The organism is Legionella sp. 16cNR16C (genome assembly GCF_021297775.1).
Lineage (GTDB): Bacteria > Pseudomonadota > Gammaproteobacteria > Legionellales > Legionellaceae > Legionella_C > Legionella_C quinlivanii_A.
In genome coordinates this window covers 1,217,042-1,238,974 of the sequence record NZ_JAJTMX010000003.1, presented here as the reverse complement: position 1 = coordinate 1,238,974, position 21,933 = coordinate 1,217,042, and the positions used below count along the sequence as shown (strand labels likewise).

The window sequence follows — 21,933 nt, the reverse complement described above, 5'->3', positions numbered from 1 at the left end:
GTCATTATAACATTTATACGAGCAAAAAGACACAAACCGATCATTCCTGCGCATGTTTAATCTGGTTGTATTTCTCAGCCCACTGCCTCAGCTCTTTGCGATTAATTTTACCTGTAACTCCATAGGGCATCTGATTCACAATCTCAACATGGTCAACCTGTTTTTCCCTGGGTAAGGATTGATTGGCAAAATCAAGTAATGAGTCAGCAGCATGATCCGAAACTCCGGCGTTCAGCAACACGAAAACAATAATTTTGTCGTTTTCGACTCCTTTCAGAGCGACTGCAGCCGCTTCTTTAATCTCAGGATCCTTATAAAACAGATTTTCAATCTCCAGAGGAGATATCAGTAAACTGCTCCGTTTGATGATGTCTGCTTTTCGACTAACAAACCAATAGCAACCCTCGGCGTCGTGATAAGCCAGATCGCCGGTGTGAAACCATCCCTGCTTAATAATTTGCTGAGTGAGTCCTTCATTATGCCAGTAGCCAGCAGTCATGCTACCCGTTTTAACAATAACCTCTCCAATGCTATGGGATTCAACCACGGCAAGCCCTTTTTCATCAATCAGCCGCATTTCAACATTCACAATCGGAAAACCAATTGAACCGAGCTTTTTCTTCCCATACGGCGGATTCATGCAATAAATCTGTAATTCAGACATGCCGCAACCTTCAGTAATTTCTATCTTAAAAATATCTTTGAATCGTTCCTGTAGGGCAGGAGCTATCGCCTCTCCTCCCGAGAAACAGAAATTAAGAACATTATTCGCAACACAATCTCTATCAGCTTGAGACAGCAATTCCAGATACAACTTTGGAAATCCATACACTTTAGTAATTCTGTTTTCTATAATACTTTTCAACGCCTTTTGCGGGTCAAAGGCTGACAGCAATACTATTGTCGCTCCCACTTGATGAAATGGAAGAATCTGCGAACCTAATCCAATCAGGTAACATAAGGGAAACATGACCAGAGTACTATCATTCACATTAATCTGAATCTGTTCAATCTGATTGTTCGTGCCCTGCATCAACCCTCGATGCGTGTGCAGCACTGCTTTGGGCAAACCTGTGGTTCCAGACGTATAATAGATCAACGCCGGATCGTCCTCCAGTAACTGAGGAAACTGAATGGATGGCGATTTAAGAATCAGATCTTTAAAATCTTTGGTTTCTGGATAATCACTCGCATCCTGAATCAGAAAACAGTGCTCAATACCTTCAAGTGCTTCCTTATTTTTTATCAGTCGTTGATAGAATTCTGCGTTCGTGATTAAAACCCTTGCCTTGCAGAAGGCTAGTACTTGATTAATCATCGCATCATTGAAATTGATATTAACAGGCAGCGCAATAGCGCCCATCGTAAAACAGGCGTAATAAGTCAATACGATTTCCAGGCAATTGGGTAGTAAAAAGGCAATACAATCCCGTTTTTTGATCTTTTCTGCCATAAATGAGCTAGCTAGCCGATTTGATAATAGATGTAATTCAGAATAAGTAACTTGTTGCTGTTCAGTGATTAATGCGATCTTGTCAGGAAATTTGGCTGCCGATTGAATTAAGAGAGTGCCTAGCATACATGCCCCAGATAGCAAGTCCTTTTGTATTACAAGTATAGAGCACATTGGTATACGCATGACCCAATTAACTGCATCTGCATAACCCAAGTGTCATTTTCGCGAAAACGGAAAGCCAGCTCATCATTCATTCAATATAGCCACAGCCCTGGTCCAGCCTGCGGAAGCATTTTTGATTTTCACTGGAAAACAGGAAATTAGAAAACCATGATCCGGTAAAACCTCCAGATTATGTAATTTTTCCAAATGACAATAACTGATTTCCCGGCTTGCTTTATGCCCTTCCCAAATTAAAGAAGCATCCTGAGTTGCTAAATACTTTTCGCGCGTAGCAATGAGCAGCTAAGCACTAACAAAATCATGATCATTAGCTAACTTATTAAAGCAAAAAATGATTTATCAAGCCAAAAAAAGACCATATAATAAGCCCTTACTAATCAGCATATTCCTAAGGCTGTCCATGCCATCACCCGTAAAAACCGCAGTTACTGATAATCTTCGGCTTCTCCTTGGAACGAGAGGGTTGGGCGCAAATGTCGAATTTTATTATAAGCTAATGCAGGATCAGCAGCGGGATGACCAGCATGATTTTATTTTTCTATGTAACGCATTGAAGGGAGCGTATCTGCTGCCGGGTAATAGCCGGCGTACCAGGGCATTTAAAAAAAGTATTACTCTTGAAGTTCTCAAATATTTGTCAGGCTGTGTGATGGCATTTAATGCAGGCTTTTTCGCAGCATACTTTTTAATCAGCAGTTCGCCATTAACGGCCTGCCCTTCATTCTTATTAGGAGTATTAAGAAATGGCTCAGTAATGCATTTAATCGAACATCTGCAAAAAGTACTCCTCCAGAAACAGGATTTAAGCCCTGCGGATGTGATTGCAGAGATTATGAACGTCCCTGATTATTTTAAGAGGCCTGGCTTTTTCTCCGTGATCACCACTAGCTTGACCAACACAGAGGCAGTTATAAGCGGCAACTGCCATTTTTTCTTTCCAGCTTTGCGCAGTAACAATACTCCTGCCCAGATTGAAACAGAAAACAGCCCAGCGGCTCAAATTAGATAAATGCTTAATATGCATCAAAGAAAAAGCTATAATTAAAACTAATATTTATTTGAGAATATTATGCCCTTATTGTCTATAAAAGTTCCAGCATATGTCATGGGAAACATCTCCCCGGATGTGCACGCTCAGGTAAAACAGATGCAGGGATATACCGAGAAAAATTTGCATATATCGATCGCCTGTATCGATTATAATCCTGCGAATGAGGCATTAATTACGGAATTTATCAGCAAAACCGAAGCTGTTTTGCAAAATGCAATTCCTGAGAGAATTACGCTTCAGGCGCCTGCATTGTTTAATAATTTTTATTTTGGATACTCCCTTAGGAAGGCCAGTAATGAGGCCCTCGAGGCCATTTACATTCATCTAAAAGACATAGTTGCTGAATTAAGCCAGAAGTATGGTAATAACGAAATCAGGATGATTGACTGGAAACCCTATCAAGCCCATTTAACGGTTTTTGGCCAATTGACCGAGAAAATCGCATTGACTTCGGCAGATCTGGTCCTGGCTGAACCTTTTATTCCTGGCGCTGTCGTGCTGCGAAACAATGAAACCGTGCTTCATCAATTTAAAGCGGGAAATAACAGCGAAGCCTTAAAGAAAACTGCAGATGAAATTTTGCAGTCGTCAAAAGCTGATTTTTCAGCCTTTGAATTAAACCAGGGAAATATTAATTTTTTGAGCCTGCGCAATCAGTTTGACCTTGCCGAATACTATTATAAGAATCTGGACCAGCCTAATGAACGCCTGGAGTGCTTAATAAAAGGCGGGCAATTAAATGAACTTTATTGGCAAAGAACATTTAACAGTAAAGGATTTCACTCTCCAGATCCTGAGCGCTTTAATTATCGGATTCGACGCGTCAGTTTTGCACTGGAAATTGTTCGCACCCTCTCTGCGCTGGATGTGAATGATCTGACAATAAACTCAATTACAGCGCCGGTTCTGAAAGAAGCTCAGTCCTATCTGGAAACAACCCTAAAATTTTTAAATTCAGTCAGGAAAGATTCTAACTATCAGCAGGAACTGAAAAAAAACGATCTTGATGATGCTCAGGAGTTAATCGAAGCGACTTTATTTAAATTAACAGGTGAGGATCCCTCTGCTACCAGATGCCTGATCATGTGATCAGGCAAAAAGTATTTTGCCCGGCACACAGCCAAACCAATTAATTATCAGATAGATAGAACAAAAAATAGATTTGAAAATAACAACGCTTAAATGTCAAGACTGTTTCTTCAGGAAAAAAGAAGGTAAAATGCGTTTTCTGCAAAAAACTATCCACCGCAAAGTTTGTGGATAAGTTTATTTCCTATTCTAATTAGCCCCCTCTTTACTAATCATTAATCCGATGATAATCCCTTGTATTTAAAGGCTTATCGTATTTAAACCGAAACTTTGTTTTTTATAGATTTATCCACAAAATCTGTGGATAACTGTGTGAATAGCTTGGTTAAAACCGTTCATTCTGAATTGCATTATTCATTACCACACAATTACGACCGCTTTCTTTAGCCTGGTAGAGTTGAATGTCCGCCAATTTGACCAGTTTCTCCGGAGAAATGGCTGGATTATCCGGCTGCCAGTATGAAATGCCGCCGCTGCAGGTCACAACATTCTTGACCGAGCCATGCGTGAGAGTATCTGCCAGACGGCTGCGTACTCGATTAGGTAAGAGTGCGGCATCATCAATCGACACATGCGTTGACAAGGTAATGAATTCCTCTCCCCCATAGCGAAAAAAAGAGTCATTGGCACGCAGCTCGGAGCGAACGATATTGGCAAAAGACTGTAATACCTCATCTCCGCCATGATGGCCGAATCGGTCATTAATGCTTTTGAAATGGTCGATATCATAAATACAGCAAATCACATTGTATTTTTCGCGCTGCGCGCTGGCCAGTTCGTTCGCCAGGTGCTTCCACAGAAAGCGGCGATTGTAGCAACCAGTCAGCAGGTCAATTAAACTGTTTTTTTCAAATTTACTGGCCATTGACATCAGCGTTGCATTCAAATGCGCTTTGGCTGAAACATCCTGAATCACCACCAGAGCCATTTGTTCCTCTTCCTGATGAATCGGTAAAATTTCAACATTTTGCTGCATCATATCGAGATCAAGATAAGCTTCTTCATTTAAAGGGATCGGAATAATAAATTTATTAAGAATATTGGATAAAACCTGCGGATGTTCATAATTTAGTACTTGATCCAGGGCCCAATTGAAACGAACACTGATTTGATCCTCATAGAAGGATTCCAGAGTCTGGCCGATTGCTTTTTCAGAATCAATATTGGTTTTGCGTTCCATCCATTGATTCCAGGCATGAATCCGACGATCCTGGCCAAACAGAATTAATCCAATGGGAATGGCATCAAAAATCTCTCTGAATAGTAGTCGATTTGCGTTCTCACTAATCATTAATCAACTCCTTGATGCTCCTTAACAGCTTGATTACTGAGTCTTCAGTTAAAATAATAAATAAGCTGCCGGATAACTTATCATTGGATGTTTCCAGTTTGGTAGAGATTGCAATGATATTGCTTGTTGATTTTGAGATTTGCCTGCAAAGATTTTGTAATAAATTATAAAGATTATTTTCATTGTAAACAGGCAGACTTAATTTTACCGTTTGTGACAGCATATTCATAATGACGCTTAAACAGGAACTAATAATAATATTGCCAATTTCCAGCATGGCTTCCTGCTCACAAGCCCGAACTTCTTCCTGGGTGAGTTGGGGTGCTTCCCCTATAACGGTAACAGTCAATACATTCGCCTGCTCGCGCTGGAATACTAAAGCGGCAGAGCCTTCCAAATCCTGTGAGATATTTTGATAAACATAAGAAAGTACTTGTTCATCATTAAAATCATTGTCCTCTGTTAATTCATTGATATTAATGAACGTAATTTTGGGAATGGAAATTTTAATCGTTGAATTTAATAACAGAGACAATTGTTTCGCGGCTTTACTCATACCAATATTACCAATTTCAATCAGCGCGTCTTCCTGCTCTGCTGTCAGGCTTATCATGATAATCTCTCTAGTAATGCATGCACTTCTTCCGTTGAAACCGGCTTTTCCAGTACATCAAAAAAGCCCAAAGCCTTTACTTCATTAATTATAGCCTGTTGGGTATTGGCGCTTAGCAAAACATAATGGGTATCGATACCGCGATCCATCATAATTTTAGCGATTTCACTACCGGATTTTTCTGGCATATTATAATCCAGCACAATCAAAAACGGCTGTTCGGACTCCGCTTTTTCAACTGCATCCTCCCATTGGCTGGCCTGAATCACTTCATAATCAGGATCACCAAAAAGACAGGCTCTAAACAGTGCTCTGGCTGTAGCACTGTCATCAACAATCAGAATTTTTTGACCCATGACATTTTCCCTCCCTCATAAGAGTTTAGTTAAAAATTCCGGAATTTTCTCCAAATCGATAGATAGGTCAGTGGCCTTGATAGAAAGAGCTACGGCAGGCATGCCAAATACTACGGATGTTTCTTTTGATTGGGCAAATGTAATACAGTTAGCCTGGCGCATTTCTAAAAGCCCTGGCGCACCATCACCTCCCATGCCGGTTAATAGTCCGCCAACGGCAGTTTCAGGATAATTCTTTGCCAAAGACGAAAATAAGGGTGTAATGGATGGTCGAAAATGCCCTATCGGTGGCGAATTTTCTAAAATAGCGATGGGTGCCACTTCTCGCCTAATGAGTAAATGATGATTATCCGGTGCAAAATAGACATGACCTGGAAGTAATTTTTGATTATTTTCAGCAATCTCCAAAACCAATGACGTCTTATGTTGCAGCCAATGAACCAGACCTGGTAAAAATCCTTCAGTAATATGCTGGGTGATAACCAATGGAACAGGAAAACTTGCAGGAAGCGCGGAAATAATATAATTGAGCGCCTCAGGGCCTCCCGTCGAGGAACCCAGCGCAATAATCCTGATAGCTGATACAGTGGTATCTGTTGACTTAATTCTGGGCTCTGCAGGTGGTGGGGAACGACGAGAAACCACTTTTACTTCAGATAATGCCCGCACTGAATTGACGATATGCTTTTGAAGCTTGTCAAAGCCCTCATTGAGAACCCGCTGCGGCTTTTCAATGATGGAAAGCGCACCCGCCTGAAGAGCACTAAATGTTAATTCGGTTTGCCGCTCACTGGCATGAGAGCTGATGATGATGATTGGAGTAGGACATTGCTGCATGATGGCACGAGTTGCCTCAACCCCATCCATAACGGGCATATAAATATCCATAGTGATTAAATCAGGCTTCAATTCTTTGACGAGTTTGATTGCCATTTGCCCATTTTGAGCGCAACCAACCACCTCAATGTCTGTTTGAGCGCTGAGAATCGCATACAATAATTGCGTGGTCACTTTGCAATCATCCACAATCAGAACCCGGACAGGCTTTTTCATAAGAGTGATTCCATGACGTCAATCAGTGAATGCGTGTCAAATTCACTTTTAACCAGAAACGCATTAGCACCTGCGTCCAATCCACGCCGCTTGTCTTCCTCGGAATGAAGTAATGAGACAATAATTACCGGGGTATGAAACAGCTTCTCACTTTTTTTAATTAATTCTGTCAGCTTAAAACCATCCATTTTTGGCATGACAATGTCGGTGATCACTGCATCAAAGGATTTATTCTGTAAAAGTTGCCATGCTTTCTGCCCATTATCCGCACTAACAGTTTCATAACCTGCTGCTTCGAGAGCATTAGTACACAAACTACGGGTTGTTAATGAATCATCAACTATCAGGACTCTCTTTTTTGAGACCTCTCGCAACTCTTTGCTTTGTGGGGCATGTTTAAACCAGCTTTGTTCATCGGCCTGAGCCCGCTGCATTAATTTTATCGGATCAAGCACTAGAACCAATTCGCTCTCTCCGGTTAAAGTCACTCCGATGAACTGTTCCAATTTGCTTAGGGGGTAAGGCAGGGGTTTGACTACGCAATCCTGTTCATCAAGAATGGCATCCACTAATAAAATCAGCGGCTTATTATTAAAATTAAGCAAGAGACCATAGTATATGCTATTGCGGTCAATCACTGCCTTTTCAGCATAAAGGAGATCCTGCAATACTTTGATCGGAATAGGCCTGTTATTTACTATCAGCACGGATTTGTTATCAACCTGCTGAAGCTTATCCGGCTCAATTTCATAAAGCGCATCCAACGAAAGCGTAGGCAGCATGAAAGTCTGCTCATTACTTTTAAAAAATACACCACGAGTAGTCGCCAGAGTTAGCGGCAAATTAAATATAAAACAGGTTCCATGACCTGGTGTAGTTTTAACCTGAATCGTTCCCTTGATTTTTTCGATGGCACTCTTAACCACATCCAGGCCCACACCGCGCCCGGACAATTCTGTTATTTGCTTTTGTAAAGAAAATCCCGATAAAAAGAGACAATCAAGAAGCTGTTCTTCATCAAGACTGTTTACTTCATTCTGACTGTAAAAGCCCGACTCTACCGCATGTTTTCTAATCTTATCAAGATTAATTCCCTGTCCATCATCACAACAGCTTAGCTTGATTTTTCCCGCACTTTGAGTAACCTGAATTGATAAAATCGCAGGATACGGCTTATTTAATTCTTTTCGCTTTTCATCCGATTCAATGCCATGATCAATCGCGTTTCGGATCAAATGAACCAAAGGCTCTCTGATGGCATCAATAATAGTTTTATCCAGCTCGATATCTCCACCCTGCACCCGCAATTCAACCGTCTTATTCAGACTGGCAGCCACATCTCTTACCGTTCGATTTAAAGGAACCAGCAGATTGGATATGGGCAACATACGCATCGCCCTTAAGTCATCCTGTAAAGACTGAACAGCCCGACTAAACTCCCCTAGAAACTGCCCGCTGTCTCTGGAAATGGTGCCCAGTTTCTTCAGTAAGGGAGCCAGATCCAAATCGGTTTCATTGAGTTTACTTAAATGATAATCAATACTCTTAAACCAGTTCATCAGTTTTAATCGGTAGGTTATAAATTCATTCGCTTTTGCACTCACCCGTTCCAGCCTTGCCAGAGGTAATTTGATTAACTCACTCTCCCCCGTGTCCGTATGACTATGAATGGTTTTTTTACCCGATAAGGGTTTCAGATAATTCTCAATATCAATCGCTTTCGCATTACAATGATCCTCAAGGGCCAGAAGTGTATTGTCAGCGACCTCAAGGCAGGCATTAATCTGGCTAATGTCGGGGATATGATGAGTTTCTCGCCATTTACTGAATAAATCCTCCAGACGATGCGCCATTGAAGCAATCGCATCTACCGATGAACAGGCAGCCGCCCCTTTCATATTATGTGAATAGCGAAACAGTCTTTTTAAAATCTCCTCTACTTCTTCGGCGCTGTGCGCTTTTTCCAGTGAAAGCAGGTCATTGATCATCGACTGATGAAGTTCCTGTAACTCCGTTTTAAAAGTCTCCAGTAACATCTGGGCTAGTTTGGGATCTATAGGCATCACTGCCTCCCTATTCTTTATCGTCTTTCTGATAAATTCTTGCTGTATCGTTAAGTGAATTGGCCACTTTACTGAGCCCGATTATCGCTTGTTTGGTTTGTTCGGTCGCAGAAGTGAAGGAATGAGTCACCTTATTGATTTCGCGAACACTGATATCGACCTGTTCGATAGCGACCGATTCCTCACGTACTGCCGAGACAATCTGTAAAGAAGCCAGAGAGCTTTCTTCAATCACATTCCCGAGGGCATTGATAATATTGCCAGTGCTTCGCACTTGACGAATATTTTCATCAACGCTTTTATTACCTTCTTCAGTGACCATTACCGCTCTTTCAGCAGTCTGCTTGATATCAAGCAGTATCTTTTGTACGCGCTCGGTCGACAGTTTTGATTTTTCAGCTAACTCTTTCACTTCCCCTGCCACTACGGCAAATCCCTTTCCGGTTTCCCCTGCCTTGGCAGCTTCAATGGACGCGTTAAGCGCCAGCATTTTAGACTGCTTGGCAATGTCGGCTACCACCTCGGTAATTTCACTAATCTGCTGTGATTTATCATTGAGACTGAGAATAGTGGTGGAAATCTGTTTCATTTTCTCTTGCAGTATTTTCATTGACGCATGCATTGCTTCAATCGCTGATCGCCCGTTTTCACCTTCCTTTCTGGTTGCTGTTGCAGAATCGCCCAGCTGTTTTGCCTTCTCTAATGTGTGCTGGGTGGTTGCCTTTATTTCCTCCAGTGTCGCACTAATTTGCGTTACCGAACTGGCTTGCTCAGAGGCGCTGGCGGCTTGAGAGATGGCAGAGGCTTCAAGCTGATTGATCCCTACAGAAAGTTCATTGCTATTGGACAGGATTTCCTGACCGACATCCTGCAGATTCCTGGTTAATGCAGCCAATTGTTTGTCTTTGTTTTTCCGTTCCGTTATATCAGTTGCCACCTTAATTACTTTAACTGCTTTTCCTTTTTCATTTAAAACAGGATTGTATGAGGATTGTAACCAGACTTCTTTTCCATTTTTTCCTAAACGTTTGTATTCGGACTGATCATACTCTCCCTGATTTAATTTCCTCCAGAACTCTCTGTATTCGAGGCTGTCCCTATCTCCTGGCTCAACAAATAGACTATGATGCTTTCCTTTGATTTCATCCAGCGAATAATTCATGAGATCGAGGAACTTCTGGTTAGCATCAATAATCGTTCCATCCATGTTAAACTCAATGATGGCCTGTGATTTGGAAATGGCATCAATTTTCGCTAACAAGGCCTGATTTATATGGTTTTCATATTGACTATTCCTCTGCCACAATAATAGAGATAAGCCATTGATCAGCAAGCTGATAATTAACAAGGCCTCTAATAGTTGAATATAAGATTCAATTTTTTCTAAATCAGGAGAGCTGTCATGTAGCCTGCTCAGAACAAATATATTCAACAACATACTGATTAACGAAATTAAGAAGATCATGATAAGTATTAGCGAAAAACGTTTTCTAAACTGAAACTGATTTTGCTCTTCCATTGCTATTCCTTAAAGTTAATTCCATTCCACTTTTTCCAGATTAAGCAGATCAATAATCGATTTCTCATCTAAAATTGCTATGTTATTTTTATAGATGCCACGTACATAAGACTGCCCGGTTTCACTCAATGTCAGCTGAACTAATTCAACTGTTTCATCATAACTGATTTGCCCAACGATAGTATCCGCACTCAAGGCAATGCGATAATGATCCTCGCTTAATAATATGAAGTGACTGAATGATTTTGCAGGCTTTCCAATTAACAGCTGATGTAAATTGACTACTACCCAAGCCTCGGTATTATGGTATAAAAGACCTGAAAACAAAGGATTTACTCCTGGTACAGGTGTAATTTTATGGCTTGGGATAACTCTATCAATCGATTCGTAAGCCAGGGCATATTGTTGTTCTTCGCCCACACAGAATACTAATAAATTACTTGTAGCGTTTGCATTAAGATCCCTCTCCTTCCTGGCCATCAGCGCAGCTCGATCTGCCAGTATTTTTTTTGCTTTTTCATCCAGAAAAGGCTCATTCATCATGTTGTCCTCGATAATATGAAATGCTTGCCTGAATTGCGTTAATTAAATGGGTTTTGGGCTCATTCGTATAAAAAATTAATTCATCATCATCTTGTGTGCTGGCAGAACGCAATGCCTGATTTAACCATTTTATTCCTTGTTCATTTTGTTTCATCTGCAAATGAAGCAAGCCAAGATGATAAGCGGCCTCCGGGAATAAGGGTTTAATATAGAGCGCTTTCTGAAACGAAATGAGTGCATTTTTATTTTCTTTTTGATCGACTTCCACCAGGCCAAGTAAAAAGTGACTCATGGCATCCAGGGGGTCAATTCTAATGGATTTTTCAAGCGAAACCTGAGCAGCATTGATATCACCCAAAGCAATCAATGCCTGAGCCTGACAACGGTAAAGCAGTGCTGTTTCTCCTTTAAGAAACAAATTATCAATTTTATTTAATGCCTCTTTATAATGGGTATTGGTTAATAACTCCTGAATAAGTTGAAGCGAATGAGTGCTTTCCTGGGAGCTGGCCTTGTATGAGAGAGTCTCTTTCTCTGTTTTCGCCACAGCTAAACCAGCTTTCTTCGGCTGCTCTTTTATCTGGGTTATTTTTTTTAACCGGTATACTCCTTGAGTCATTTGTACAGAAAAATGATGCTGGCAATGGGTTACTAAATCGGCAGGCCCAAGAAACAAAATACCTTCTTCAACCAGATGCTCATAAAAAAACTGGAGAATATTTTCCATATGGCTTTTTGAAAAATAAATAAATACATTGCGGCAAAAAATTAAATCGAAGCTCTTAAATAACTTAACTGGTTTACGGAGATTGAAATATGAAAAACTGACCCGATTTTTAATTTCTTCATTCAAATAATATAATGAATCGCGTTTGATAAAATATTTTTCTCGCAGCTTATCTTCGGTAGCGCGCAGCCTGGACTCATTAAATACTCCAGATATCCCTTTTTCAAGTGCGCTGTAACTTATATCCGTAGCTGCAAGTTCAATAGTCCAGCGATTAATATCGGGAAGCAGTTCATTCAATAAAATGGCAATTGAATAGATTTCTTCGCCTCTGGCACATCCAGCACTCCAGATACGAAGGCTGAGTGTTTGCTTCATTCTTTTTTCATTAATTAATTGTGGGAGCAATTCGTTTTTTAAATAGGAAAACAGGGGGGAGTCACGAAAAAAATAACTTTCCTGCACCGTTAAAATATCAATGGTTGACTTAATGAGCTTGTCATCTCCTGCTTGTAAAGCATTAAGATATTCTGTTTCACTCAAATTTAATGAATCCATTAAGCGTCTGATCTCCTGGACACCTGACTCCATCTGCTGCTCAGATAAAAGAAGGCCAGAATGAGCAGCAACCCATTCTTTCAGAATAACAATCCACTTATTCATGAGCACGTTCCAGGCAAGATTGAGGCCAGTGCAATAATTGCTCCAAATCCAAAATCCAGGCTGATGACGTTTCATCCTTGATAATTCCTTTGACATAAGACCAGGTTTTAGGCGGCTGTTGTATAAGCTGTTCATTGATATCACAGACTTCCATCACTTCAGAAACAAATAAACCGACACATTGAGAAGATAAAGAACACAGAATGATAGGGGTGTCCAAATCGTAAGCGACTTTTGATGCTTCAAGCAGTTCGTATAAATGATACACAGGAACCGCTTGTCCATGATAGTTAAGAATACCTGCCAGAGCGGAATGCTGTTGAGGAATGTGTTGCAACTGTGCGATAGGCAAAATGAGATAAACAAAATCCAGAGAGACTAAAATAATCTGCTCCCCTAACCTGAATTTAAGGTAATAAGATTCCGGCTTCTCGCTCATCCCTGGCTCCGCTCTTTCTATAAAGAATAGCCCAAGCCGCCATCTTTTACATTATCTGGCATAAACCACAGGGAGATCCGACCAGCGAGTTGTGTAGCAAGGGGACATTAATTCCCGCTTCATCGCCCAATCTTTCCGAAAGCCTTCAGCAGCCAGCCTTACAGTTCGTGAACCGTATTTGGCATTGATGCTATCCATCAACTTCATCAAGCTATGAGAACGTTCCAGCTCCTGGTCAGAGGGTTGATTAAACAAATCGGGCTGATAATGGCTTTTACTTATTAAATCAGAAAGCAAAACACCTGACTTCTGATAATAAACTCCTTTACGGTAAATCTTTTTCAGACAATGTTTTGCCCATTTAGTGATAACACGCACATCATCTGTGGGATTTATCAAACGAAATCCGATCGAATTTGAATACTGTTTCAAATCTTCGCGAAATGGGCTTGAGCGAATGAAAACCGATAAATAATGCGCCCTCAAGCCTTGCTTTCTAAGCTTGGCTGATGCAGTCGCCGAGTGATGGCTAATCGCCTCCTGGATTTGCTCATAATCGGACTGAAGCCCCCCGAAAGAGCATGATGTCATAATGGACTGCCTGGGTTCAGGCTCCTCCAATTCAAGGCAGGAAACGCCATTCAATTCTAAAACCGTACGTTGGAGGACGACACTAAATTTCTTTTTAATTAAAAAGTGATCAGCCTTGGCCAGATCTTCGGCTGTATAAATGCCTATCTGATTCAATCGTTTCCCTAATTGGCGCCCTACTCCCCAAATCTCTCGCGCATCCATTTGTTTAAGCCATAAATCTGCACTGCCATTAATTGAGTAAACCGGCGTTTTGAGGATCTTTTTTCCTACATGATTCGCTGCTTTTGCCAGGGTTTTAGTCGGCCCGATTCCAATCGAAACAGGAATACCAACCCATTTAAAAATAGTTTTTTGTAAATTCTGACAGAATTCTGTAACCTGAGACGCAGGCAGCGTGCTCAAATTTAAAAATGCTTCGTCAATTGAATAAATTTCCGTGTCCGGCCAATGGTCTTCGATGACTCTCATTACGCGATTGGATAAATCCCCGTATAAGGCATAGTTTGAGGAGAATACCTGAACCCCCATTTTCTTGCATAGACCCTTGACTTGAAAGTAAGGTGCCCCCATTGCAATGCCGAGTGCCTTGGCTTCATTGGAACGCGCAATCACGCAGCCATCATTATTACTCAGAACAACAATTGGAGTGGTTTGTAAATCAGGGCGAAACAGCCGCTCACAGCTGGCATAAAAGTTATTACAATCGATGAGTGCAAACACAGAGCCACCTCTTTAATGGTTAACTCCAATCCTTATGGGCATTTTGAATTTTGTACATAATTCAAATGTAGTCTAAATCTTCTATCCTGTAAACTGAAATTATTGTAATAACCATGCCGGCATCTCTGTGGCGCTCATCCCGCTTCCTATAACCAGGAACACCCCCTCCCTAGCGGCTAATTTCAAGATTACATGCAAAAATGAAAACAAATACCCTAGTAAACAGCATGATCGAATTGCTAAAAGAGGCCACGTTTGTCTCATATCGAACAACCAAAATCCCAATTACACAAATAATAAATTTAAAGTTTTAATTTTAACCATATATCATATATAATGATCGGTTTTTATTAAGATAAACCACTTATGCAACTAATTACAAAACTGACTCCATTTCAAATCGATGCGGCTGCCTTGTGGTGGAGACTGCATTTGCAGGGCATTTTGAATGACGATAATCCTAATCTGGCAAGCTCCAAAATGACTTTGGAATACCAGAAACTGAGAAAACAATTTACTGACAAAGCAAATAGTGTTCGTAAAGACTGGCCAGCGCTTTTTGAAGAAGTGATCCGTGACTTATTAAGAAAGCAAAATGAAGAAGGAGACGCTCATTTATGTCTCCTGGATTTAAATTCCAAAGGGCTTCAGCGCTCTAGTTTTTTGGTCAACGTGATTAGAGAACTTAAAAGCAGATATGATATTGAACTCAATATTTTTATGTTTCCTATCCAGAATATTGAAATGAGGTTCATTGATAAGCATTTCATTATGATTAATGAGCAACGAAGCCACGCTGCTTCATTTATTCAGTCCTGCATGGCAGCAGAATTAATGCATCGGATTTTAACAACTGACAACATTAATCTGTCTGAGTTAAGCAATGAATTAAAGAAGAATAAACACTATTCTGCTTTTACCCCTGCAGGCCGCATTTTCAAACACTATGAACAACTTATAACCGTCTATGGTCACAGTCAGCAGGAAGCCGTTAAGTTAGAAATGATGCGCTATCGAAATGAGGTTTTATTTGCATTTGATTCGGTTTCTGTCCATCGTTATGCCAATGAAACTGCTGACGAGTCGATGGTTCAATTTTACACAAGAGCCCCTGGATTTGGTCATAGCCGGGTTACCATACCCTTTTTCAAACCCGCCATAATTGAAAATACCGCATCGCAAGCTATTCCTGGCAATACTATAAAGCCAGCTATATGGTTCTCAGAAGAACATTATGCCTCAGATGATAATCTTGCAGTCCTGCGTTCGTCGCAATGATAACTGTTGGTAAGCGACCCGCTTCAAAAGCGATCTCCCTATACAAATAACACATTAAAAGAACATGTTGTTGATATGATGCATTGACATGTTCTTTTTGATTGAATATTATCCAATTTTCATTAACAGAGATTAATATGAAAAATCCAATGGCTTTTTTTGCAGCCACAGCAAAAGAATTAGATCGTCTTGAGAGATTTAAAACTCCAGCTAACCACTTTACAGTAGACGATTATCGCCAGACTGCAGACCTGTATACATCGGCAAGGGAAATATCAGGAGACTGCCCAGAAGAGGTTAAGGCTGACATTGAAAAAGCTAAAGCCGAGTTATTTGAATCCATATTGGAGATTATCAATCTCAAGTTTGTTGATGCGAATATTAAATTGACAGAAGCTAATAAAATAATGGATTGCTTAAACGCTTATCTTAAGGACAACAAAAATCCTGACTACTCATACACTCAATCTCAATTTAAGCTGGCAAAGGATATAGGAATCGAAGGACTTAAGATTGAATCGGAAAAAATCGATTTCAAAAATCAATTGTTCAATGTAAACGCTGAACTTTTATGCAAGCCAAGTGATTGGACGAGGGCCGTATTAGCCGAAGAATTATCAATATCCAGTTGCTTAAGCCCGCTCTGATAATTGTCTATTAAATCTTCAATTGATTAAGAGGAATGCAAGACGTTAAAAACATTACCGGCTGGCATCTCCTCTTTAATTTGGAGATTATCATAAAAAGTTTTTAATATCGCATATCAATGAAAGCTTGCAACTGAATTATCTGTTTAGCACATCAGACCAAAAATAAATTTATAATTATTTCATATAGATATGATAAAAATGAATCAAAATAAAGCAGCGTTAGGATGTCAAGACTGGTTCTCTCTAAAAAAAGAGGTTAAAATGCCTTTCCGCAAAGCCCTATTCAGGATGACAATTTTGTGGATAACTTATTCTCCCTATTTGCCATCTGGTTGTTCAAACTCCCGAACTGCTCTCAAAACCCTTATATTTTAAGGCTTCTATTACTCATTAATATCTATCGGCTTAGCCCAGTTACCCCCAAAAACTGTGGATAACTGTGTGTATAGAGGCAATAAATTGAAAATGAAACAAGTGATTTTCGTTTATTCGATTTAGGATGTTGTCATTCCCGCGCCAGGCGGGAATCTATTCGTGATTTGGCACTGAGCCAGGATTAGATTGCCTGGCTAGTGCTAAAGCGTGTTATCTCTGATGTTGGAAAAACAAATTATTGTCGCCATACTCAGAGGCCAACAGTTCGCTTTCTAACATTAGGCTGCCTACATGATATTCATTGCCCTGGTATAGACCATAAACTTCGTAGATAGGGCCGATAGAGACTTGTGACAGTGAAACTCTGAAGTCATCGCGTGAATCAGCTGGAATGATATTTTGCACCTCAGTGGCCGGTTTAAAATAAATTCTCTCGGGATAAACCGGAATTCCCGCAGGTTGACCATCCCTATCCCATGCCGCTAAACGCCATAGACCCAATTCATTGGCAGGATCATGAGTCCATTCAAAAATTAACTCAATTGCCCGAAGGATTTTACCTTTAGAATGCTCTATTTTATTTGAGAAATCCTTCGCAAAAAAGTTCCAATCGCCGCCCTGGCCTTCCAAAGAATTAATGGCATGGATATTTACGGATGCATGCTTATCAATTAAAAATTTAACCGCCATTCCTGGAACAAAACTGGTATCACTCGCAGGCATCGCCATAGATAAGCGTGCTATTCCAATGGCTCCTGTTTTATAAATCCCTGTGAATGGATGATCGTTTGTTGGAATAAATCGGATTTTTCCTACCGAACCATTTGAATGAAGAATTTTTGCCCTTCCTTCAGGCTCTTCATCACTTTCGTGATCAAAAGAGGGTCTTAAATTGAAAAATCCTTTAATGGTAACAAGCAGTTGTTTAAAGCTATTCTCTGTAAGTTTGGGTAACGGATTACTCGTGTGACTTTTACTCACTTCGCTCCACAAGAGTTCCTGTTTTTCTTCAGCAGATAAGCTCTGATAATTAGTAGGTAATTGAGCAAAAGATATCGAGTTAATAAAAAAAAGGCTTATAAAAAAATACAATAAACGACCACGCATTACTTCCTCCTTGAGACAGGATCCTGGTTCTGCGGGGATAAACCGCAGAACATAGAAAAATCCTAGAGTAACCGAACAAAAAGAATAAAGAAACCAGAAGATCCTTCCTGCTTTGTCTAATCCAGATTAATTGTATAGGAATGAGAACCCGTTCCATCATAAATCGTATCGATATAGCGAATACCCGTACAGGACGCCTTAACCGTTGGATGATTAATAAACGGCCCATCCTTGATGTCTAACAAACACCAATGATGACTATCGTATGCAACCGTGACATGGGCGAAACCGCTTTGACATTGTGAGCCATCCTGTATTTCAAAACTGCGTGGTCCAACTGGAGTTAAAACCACCTCTTCATCATGATGAGTCTCTACAATAGCAATGCCTGGATGACTGATATCACTTAAACGAAAGTAATCTTTATAGTTACACCAGGTCAGTTCTCCAGCATGAGCAGTGGTCATTAGACTGCTGGCAGCAAGTATTAGCCATTTCTTCATTGTAAATATCCTTATTGGTAAAACAGATTGGGATTATATTGGATACACTTGTGGAAACAAGCAAAGATTTCTGCGGGATAAATTTGAATTTGAGGAGGCCGCTTATCAAGACATTGAGTAGTCTCGATAAGCGTGAAGGATCTGGTTTATTTAACCACTTGTATTTGCATTAAATCCTTGTCTGATGATTTATCCTGAACTTCTTCTACACTTGCTTTCGATTTGGCTTTGAAGAATGGCAGGCAGCTTAACAAAGGATTCGATTTTTTCTTTTCAGGTAACTCTGTTTTTTCCTTTTTCAGTTCAGGCGGTAAATCCAGCTTGCCAAATTTTTTTGCATCTGAATTTTGCAGTAACAGATTCTGAATTTTGTAAGAGTTTGGAAATAGCTCCTGTGAATTAACTCCCCTCTTAAGCGATACCATTACCCAGTTTGAGCCGTCAGGGGAACGTAATTTATCGGGGGAACCAGCGGCGGTTAAATTATATTCACCCTTAACTATGTGCTTTTTCTTGGAAGCACGTAATTCATCTTCAAAAAAATCCAGGGTGTTGCCGCTCAACAATAAGTAGTTAACATTGTCAGGAGAAATCGGCTTCCCTTTATGTAAACCTGACTGATAGTAATTCTCTACTGATTTATAGAGAGCACTAAAAGCTTCTGCTTCTTCCTGTGTTTTAAATAAAACCCCTTTGCGACCCTCTGTTTCTTCATCCGTACACAGCCAGAATGTGCTCTTTTGGTGGTCTGAGAATTCCTCAGCGCCGATGGATGACTTGAATTGGCCGTGTTTTCCAGCCCTGATTTCTGCACTAACCGCCAATTTTATACTGTCAAATTTATCTGATTTTTCAACTACCAAAGGAAGTGCGGTACTTGGCCCAGCTACTAATATTGACTCCTTGGGAGCTTTTGTTTCCACCTGTGGCAAAGTTAATCTAAGCGCTGTATTTTCTTGCAGCCATTTATCGGATACTGAAACGGGTTTTATAAACATAGATATCTTTCCAAAATTACAAAGGCACCCATTATATCACCAAAAAGAGCAAAATATCTACATCATGGTGATTTAACATTCCAATGCACCATTTATATTTAAACCCCGCTCGTAAGTCCCCACGTCATCCTGAACGAAGTGAAGGATCTCCTGAATCTGGCTCAGTTCTAAGCAGTTTGAGATCCTTCGCTACGCTCAGGATGACGTACCTGGGTAGTAACGTTTTTTCGATACTGAACTCTAGCCTGATTAATTTAATAATAACTTAAGCATTTAATTCTACAATACCAATTTATTCATTCAGGTAAAGTTGTGCAGACAAGAATATTATGGCGCTCAGATACTCGTCCTTTTGCTGAGAATTTTGATGGGTTTTATCCCAGGGAAGCGATCGATGAGCAGTTTCATTCCAGATGGTGGTTAAAATCCATACGATCAAGGTCTGACGCAGATACCTATCCTTATGCCTATTCTGTTGAGGCAATTCAACAAAAATGTGTGTGCATGAGTTTCAATATGAATAGTGCCGCGATGTTCCCTTTAGGAAATGCTAAGGAAAGAAAAAGTTATTTATACGCTATTGTAATGCCAGAGCCGATGAAATTGGCTATGAATTGCATGCCCATTACGAACCAAAGCATTTGTTATCCTATAGTGAATAATGCACTCGATCTACATTCCTTTCAGACGCAATTAGCTATTTATAATTCGACAAATACAGAAATACCTCCTGATTACAAAATGGCCTCCTGCCAAACCCTTTCGGCTTATGAATGTATCGCCACGCATGTGCCCGCTTCAAATATTGTTTGCGGGGTTGAAATCACACAGCATAAGCCAATAAAAGAAACATTCGGGTTTTCAACGCTGGTTACAAGCAGTTTCACGACTAATGGAGAAATTGTATTTAATCCAAACTTCAGGCAGGAACAAAAAATAGTAGTCTCTGATTTAGAAAATAAACCTGCCATAGAAGTTATCGATTATTCCGATGACGTTAATACAATCACCTCTTGCATTAAAGACGCTCAGCGGCAATTATTTTTCACACCTAAAACCATGTATTCCCTGGGAGGGAAAACGATTAAAAATTTAAATTTTATTCCAGAAAAAACCGATGAAGAGGACCGTGAGAGATATCGCTTGCTAGAGCTCTGATTAGCTTCCATCGCGTGGGATCAACTCTCTTAAACCAGGATTAGGCTACCACCTCGCGCATTCCTATTTTATACTATTGAGCTTAACGCTTATTTTGACTATAACTTGCGCAGGAAACACAATGACCGGTCAATCCGATACCCCTGAACTTCTTAAAATACCCAATTCTTTCTATGTACAAAATGTTCCTTTCGATCTAGAAACCGTTCGGACTCTTGCACATACCTGTAAGAAATTTTCTATTTTTCGACAAAAAAATTCTTACAGGGATGCCTATGCTCTAATGAATTGTTTTGTTGAGGGAAATTATGATAGAGCAGAAAAAATTGTAATAGAAAATCCTGATGCAATGTTTACGCAGGTTAATTTTCATTTTAAGCTTCGAACTGATAATAAAGAAGCTCCTGATTTGGAAAAATCCGTGTCCTGCTCTAAATATACCAGCCCCTTGCAATATGCTCTGGAAATTAATCATGAGCGCATGCTGGCTATTTTTGAAAGCCACACAAAAGATAAGCCTGAAACCAAGGAAAAATTTGAAAATTGCAAGAAGCAGTTTCCACCATTAGATATCTATCGACTACTGGATCGAGTCGCGCATGCGGATTACGCAGAAGCGGAAAAATTAGCCAAAGCAAACCCTGATTTAATCTTACAACATGCTATTTATTACAGCAACACGCAAATTATAGAAGAAATCCCTGAGGGATCTGATCCCAAATTCATTTATGGACCTGCAACGGCAGAATATATCAGCCCATTAAAATTAGCTTTTAAAAACTATGATAGTTATATGTGGACAATGTTTTCGACATTGACAGACAATCATGAGCAATTTAGCCAGCAAATAAAAGAACAACAGGAACATTATAATATTCAGCCTTTATTAACAGCTTATGACAATTACTTAGCTCTCTTTGGCGAATACGTTAAAGCATGCAGCAACGGCAATCTGCAAGCAGCAGAAGAAGAAGAGTTCTGCAAAAGATTGAATAGTGCATTTAACAAGGTGGGCGAAGAGCAAAAGAAAATGCCTCGTCATATGTTATTAGAAATATTTCGCCCTACACTTCCAGAAGATGACGCAGTTGAGGATAACGCTGCAATAATTTTTTCCCCCTCTTTTGTTTGGAATGCGCATCACGATTTTAGCATCACAAAAAATGAGCGCCCTCCTCTTCAGTATATAGGCTTCTTTGAACAGTGCTTTACCGAAATGGAGCGAGCTCTGCCTTTTCTTGGCATGGGGGCTAGCATTGCTAGAGGAGACAGGATAGAGGGTGCGTTCCTATGTGAACGGTTTTGGCCAGCAATTACCGATCGCAATAATTTCTCAAGACTATACGATACAAGAGTTAAAGAATTCGAGGATGAATTATTAGCGGCTTTAGAAAAGACTGATTCTTATTCTTTACTAAGTTTGAACATGAGGTAACTAATAAGAAGCTGTTTTTGAAGCATTTTAGTTCAGGCTCTGCTTTAATTTAAATAAACTGAAAGGCAT

Annotated in this window: 20 protein-coding genes; 6 read left to right on the top strand and 14 right to left on the bottom strand. The window is 40.1% G+C overall.

The features are described 5' to 3' along the window. Positions 1 to 40: 40 nt before the first annotated feature. Positions 41 to 1,579, bottom strand: coding sequence for a class I adenylate-forming enzyme family protein (locus LXA66_RS15600; protein ID WP_233013893.1), 1,539 nt, complete (start codon positions 1,577 to 1,579; stop codon positions 41 to 43). A 460-nt stretch (positions 1,580 to 2,039) separates the two neighbouring features. Between LXA66_RS15600 and LXA66_RS15595 the strand changes: the two genes are divergently transcribed. Both LXA66_RS15595 and LXA66_RS15590 read left to right on the top strand, forming a co-directional pair. Continuing rightward, positions 2,040 to 2,648 carry a hypothetical protein gene (locus LXA66_RS15595; protein WP_233013892.1) on the top strand — a complete coding sequence of 203 codons (609 nt, stop codon included), beginning with the start codon at positions 2,040 to 2,042 and terminating at the stop codon, positions 2,646 to 2,648. 96 nt (positions 2,649 to 2,744) lie between these two features. Next, on the top strand, positions 2,745 to 3,779 hold the full coding sequence (locus LXA66_RS15590) for a hypothetical protein (RefSeq protein WP_233013891.1): 1,035 nt from the start codon (positions 2,745 to 2,747) through the stop codon (positions 3,777 to 3,779). Between the two features lie 325 nt (positions 3,780 to 4,104). Here LXA66_RS15590 and LXA66_RS15585 read toward each other — a convergent pair whose 3' ends face one another. The 10 genes from LXA66_RS15585 to LXA66_RS15540 are packed head-to-tail and all read right to left on the bottom strand — an operon-like array spanning position 4,105 to position 14,360. Further along, on the bottom strand, positions 4,105 to 5,070 hold the full coding sequence (locus LXA66_RS15585; RefSeq protein WP_233013890.1) for a sensor domain-containing diguanylate cyclase: 966 nt from the start codon (positions 5,068 to 5,070) through the stop codon (positions 4,105 to 4,107). Beyond that, a complete protein-coding gene (locus tag LXA66_RS15580; RefSeq protein WP_233013889.1) occupies positions 5,063 to 5,683 on the bottom strand; it encodes a chemotaxis protein CheC in 621 nt (206 codons plus the stop codon). The genes LXA66_RS15585 and LXA66_RS15580 overlap by 8 nt, the downstream gene beginning before the upstream one ends. Further along, entirely contained in the window at positions 5,680 to 6,039 is a 360-nt protein-coding gene (locus LXA66_RS15575) for a response regulator (RefSeq protein WP_112219215.1), read from the bottom strand. The genes LXA66_RS15580 and LXA66_RS15575 overlap by 4 nt, the downstream gene beginning before the upstream one ends. A gap of 15 nt (positions 6,040 to 6,054) precedes the next feature. Further along, positions 6,055 to 7,092 carry a chemotaxis-specific protein-glutamate methyltransferase CheB gene (cheB, locus tag LXA66_RS15570; protein ID WP_233013888.1) on the bottom strand — a complete coding sequence of 346 codons (1,038 nt, stop codon included), beginning with the start codon at positions 7,090 to 7,092 and terminating at the stop codon, positions 6,055 to 6,057. After that, entirely contained in the window at positions 7,089 to 9,155 is a 2,067-nt protein-coding gene (locus LXA66_RS15565) for a response regulator (protein WP_233013887.1), read from the bottom strand. Before LXA66_RS15565 ends, cheB begins: the two co-directional genes overlap by 4 nt. A gap of 10 nt (positions 9,156 to 9,165) precedes the next feature. Next, complete coding sequence (locus LXA66_RS15560; protein ID WP_233013886.1) at positions 9,166 to 10,674, bottom strand: methyl-accepting chemotaxis protein; 1,509 nt, start codon at positions 10,672 to 10,674, stop codon at positions 9,166 to 9,168. Between the two features lie 15 nt (positions 10,675 to 10,689). Further along, entirely contained in the window at positions 10,690 to 11,217 is a 528-nt protein-coding gene (locus LXA66_RS15555) for a chemotaxis protein CheW (protein WP_233013885.1), read from the bottom strand. Next, a complete protein-coding gene (locus tag LXA66_RS15550) occupies positions 11,207 to 12,607 on the bottom strand; it encodes a CheR family methyltransferase (RefSeq protein WP_233013883.1) in 1,401 nt (466 codons plus the stop codon). The genes LXA66_RS15555 and LXA66_RS15550 overlap by 11 nt, the downstream gene beginning before the upstream one ends. Then, complete coding sequence (locus LXA66_RS15545; protein ID WP_233013882.1) at positions 12,600 to 13,046, bottom strand: chemotaxis protein CheW; 447 nt, start codon at positions 13,044 to 13,046, stop codon at positions 12,600 to 12,602. The genes LXA66_RS15550 and LXA66_RS15545 overlap by 8 nt, the downstream gene beginning before the upstream one ends. Positions 13,047 to 13,097: 51 nt before the next feature. After that, the gene (locus tag LXA66_RS15540) at positions 13,098 to 14,360 is read right to left on the bottom strand and encodes a Y-family DNA polymerase (protein WP_233013880.1); all 1,263 of its coding nucleotides are present in this window, start codon (positions 14,358 to 14,360) and stop codon (positions 13,098 to 13,100) included. Between the two features lie 366 nt (positions 14,361 to 14,726). Between LXA66_RS15540 and LXA66_RS15535 the strand changes: the two genes are divergently transcribed. Next, positions 14,727 to 15,638, top strand: coding sequence for a hypothetical protein (locus tag LXA66_RS15535; RefSeq protein WP_233013879.1), 912 nt, complete (start codon positions 14,727 to 14,729; stop codon positions 15,636 to 15,638). A gap of 137 nt (positions 15,639 to 15,775) precedes the next feature. Next, positions 15,776 to 16,285, top strand: coding sequence for a hypothetical protein (locus LXA66_RS15530; RefSeq protein WP_233013878.1), 510 nt, complete (start codon positions 15,776 to 15,778; stop codon positions 16,283 to 16,285). Between the two features lie 588 nt (positions 16,286 to 16,873). Here the strand turns inward: LXA66_RS15530 and LXA66_RS15525 are convergent. The 3 genes from LXA66_RS15525 to LXA66_RS15515 form a co-directional block, all read right to left on the bottom strand. Next, entirely contained in the window at positions 16,874 to 17,770 is an 897-nt protein-coding gene (locus tag LXA66_RS15525; protein ID WP_233013876.1) for a hypothetical protein, read from the bottom strand. 116 nt (positions 17,771 to 17,886) lie between these two features. Then, positions 17,887 to 18,273 carry a hypothetical protein gene (locus tag LXA66_RS15520; protein WP_233013875.1) on the bottom strand — a complete coding sequence of 129 codons (387 nt, stop codon included), beginning with the start codon at positions 18,271 to 18,273 and terminating at the stop codon, positions 17,887 to 17,889. Between the two features lie 146 nt (positions 18,274 to 18,419). Beyond that, positions 18,420 to 19,271 (bottom strand): hypothetical protein, encoded by an 852-nt coding sequence (locus tag LXA66_RS15515; RefSeq protein WP_233013874.1) that lies wholly within the window; start codon positions 19,269 to 19,271, stop codon positions 18,420 to 18,422. A 312-nt stretch (positions 19,272 to 19,583) separates the two neighbouring features. Between LXA66_RS15515 and LXA66_RS15510 the strand changes: the two genes are divergently transcribed. Beyond that, positions 19,584 to 20,429, top strand: coding sequence for a hypothetical protein (locus LXA66_RS15510; RefSeq protein WP_233013873.1), 846 nt, complete (start codon positions 19,584 to 19,586; stop codon positions 20,427 to 20,429). A gap of 121 nt (positions 20,430 to 20,550) precedes the next feature. Further along, positions 20,551 to 21,864, top strand: a complete 1,314-nt coding sequence (locus LXA66_RS15505) for a hypothetical protein (RefSeq protein ID WP_233013872.1) — start codon at positions 20,551 to 20,553, stop codon at positions 21,862 to 21,864. The last annotated feature ends 69 nt before the right edge of the window (positions 21,865 to 21,933 follow it).

Coding starts and splice junctions, on each gene's coding strand:
- LXA66_RS15545 (WP_233013882.1), bottom strand. CDS start 13,046: ATGAGCGAGAAGCCGGAATCTTATTACCTTAAATTCAGGTTAGGGGAG.
- LXA66_RS15565 (WP_233013887.1), bottom strand. CDS start 9,155: ATGCCTATAGATCCCAAACTAGCCCAGATGTTACTGGAGACTTTTAAA.
- LXA66_RS15560 (WP_233013886.1), bottom strand. CDS start 10,674: ATGGAAGAGCAAAATCAGTTTCAGTTTAGAAAACGTTTTTCGCTAATA.
- LXA66_RS15505 (WP_233013872.1), top strand. CDS start 20,551: ATGACCGGTCAATCCGATACCCCTGAACTTCTTAAAATACCCAATTCT.
- cheB (WP_233013888.1), bottom strand. CDS start 7,092: ATGAAAAAGCCTGTCCGGGTTCTGATTGTGGATGATTGCAAAGTGACC.
- LXA66_RS15575 (WP_112219215.1), bottom strand. CDS start 6,039: ATGGGTCAAAAAATTCTGATTGTTGATGACAGTGCTACAGCCAGAGCA.
- LXA66_RS15600 (WP_233013893.1), bottom strand. CDS start 1,579: ATGCTAGGCACTCTCTTAATTCAATCGGCAGCCAAATTTCCTGACAAG.
- LXA66_RS15530 (WP_233013878.1), top strand. CDS start 15,776: ATGAAAAATCCAATGGCTTTTTTTGCAGCCACAGCAAAAGAATTAGAT.
- LXA66_RS15580 (WP_233013889.1), bottom strand. CDS start 5,683: ATGATAAGCCTGACAGCAGAGCAGGAAGACGCGCTGATTGAAATTGGT.
- LXA66_RS15555 (WP_233013885.1), bottom strand. CDS start 11,217: ATGATGAATGAGCCTTTTCTGGATGAAAAAGCAAAAAAAATACTGGCA.
- LXA66_RS15595 (WP_233013892.1), top strand. CDS start 2,040: ATGCCATCACCCGTAAAAACCGCAGTTACTGATAATCTTCGGCTTCTC.
- LXA66_RS15535 (WP_233013879.1), top strand. CDS start 14,727: ATGCAACTAATTACAAAACTGACTCCATTTCAAATCGATGCGGCTGCC.
- LXA66_RS15585 (WP_233013890.1), bottom strand. CDS start 5,070: ATGATTAGTGAGAACGCAAATCGACTACTATTCAGAGAGATTTTTGAT.
- LXA66_RS15550 (WP_233013883.1), bottom strand. CDS start 12,607: ATGAATAAGTGGATTGTTATTCTGAAAGAATGGGTTGCTGCTCATTCT.
- LXA66_RS15590 (WP_233013891.1), top strand. CDS start 2,745: ATGGGAAACATCTCCCCGGATGTGCACGCTCAGGTAAAACAGATGCAG.
- LXA66_RS15520 (WP_233013875.1), bottom strand. CDS start 18,273: ATGAAGAAATGGCTAATACTTGCTGCCAGCAGTCTAATGACCACTGCT.
- LXA66_RS15525 (WP_233013876.1), bottom strand. CDS start 17,770: ATGCGTGGTCGTTTATTGTATTTTTTTATAAGCCTTTTTTTTATTAAC.
- LXA66_RS15515 (WP_233013874.1), bottom strand. CDS start 19,271: ATGTTTATAAAACCCGTTTCAGTATCCGATAAATGGCTGCAAGAAAAT.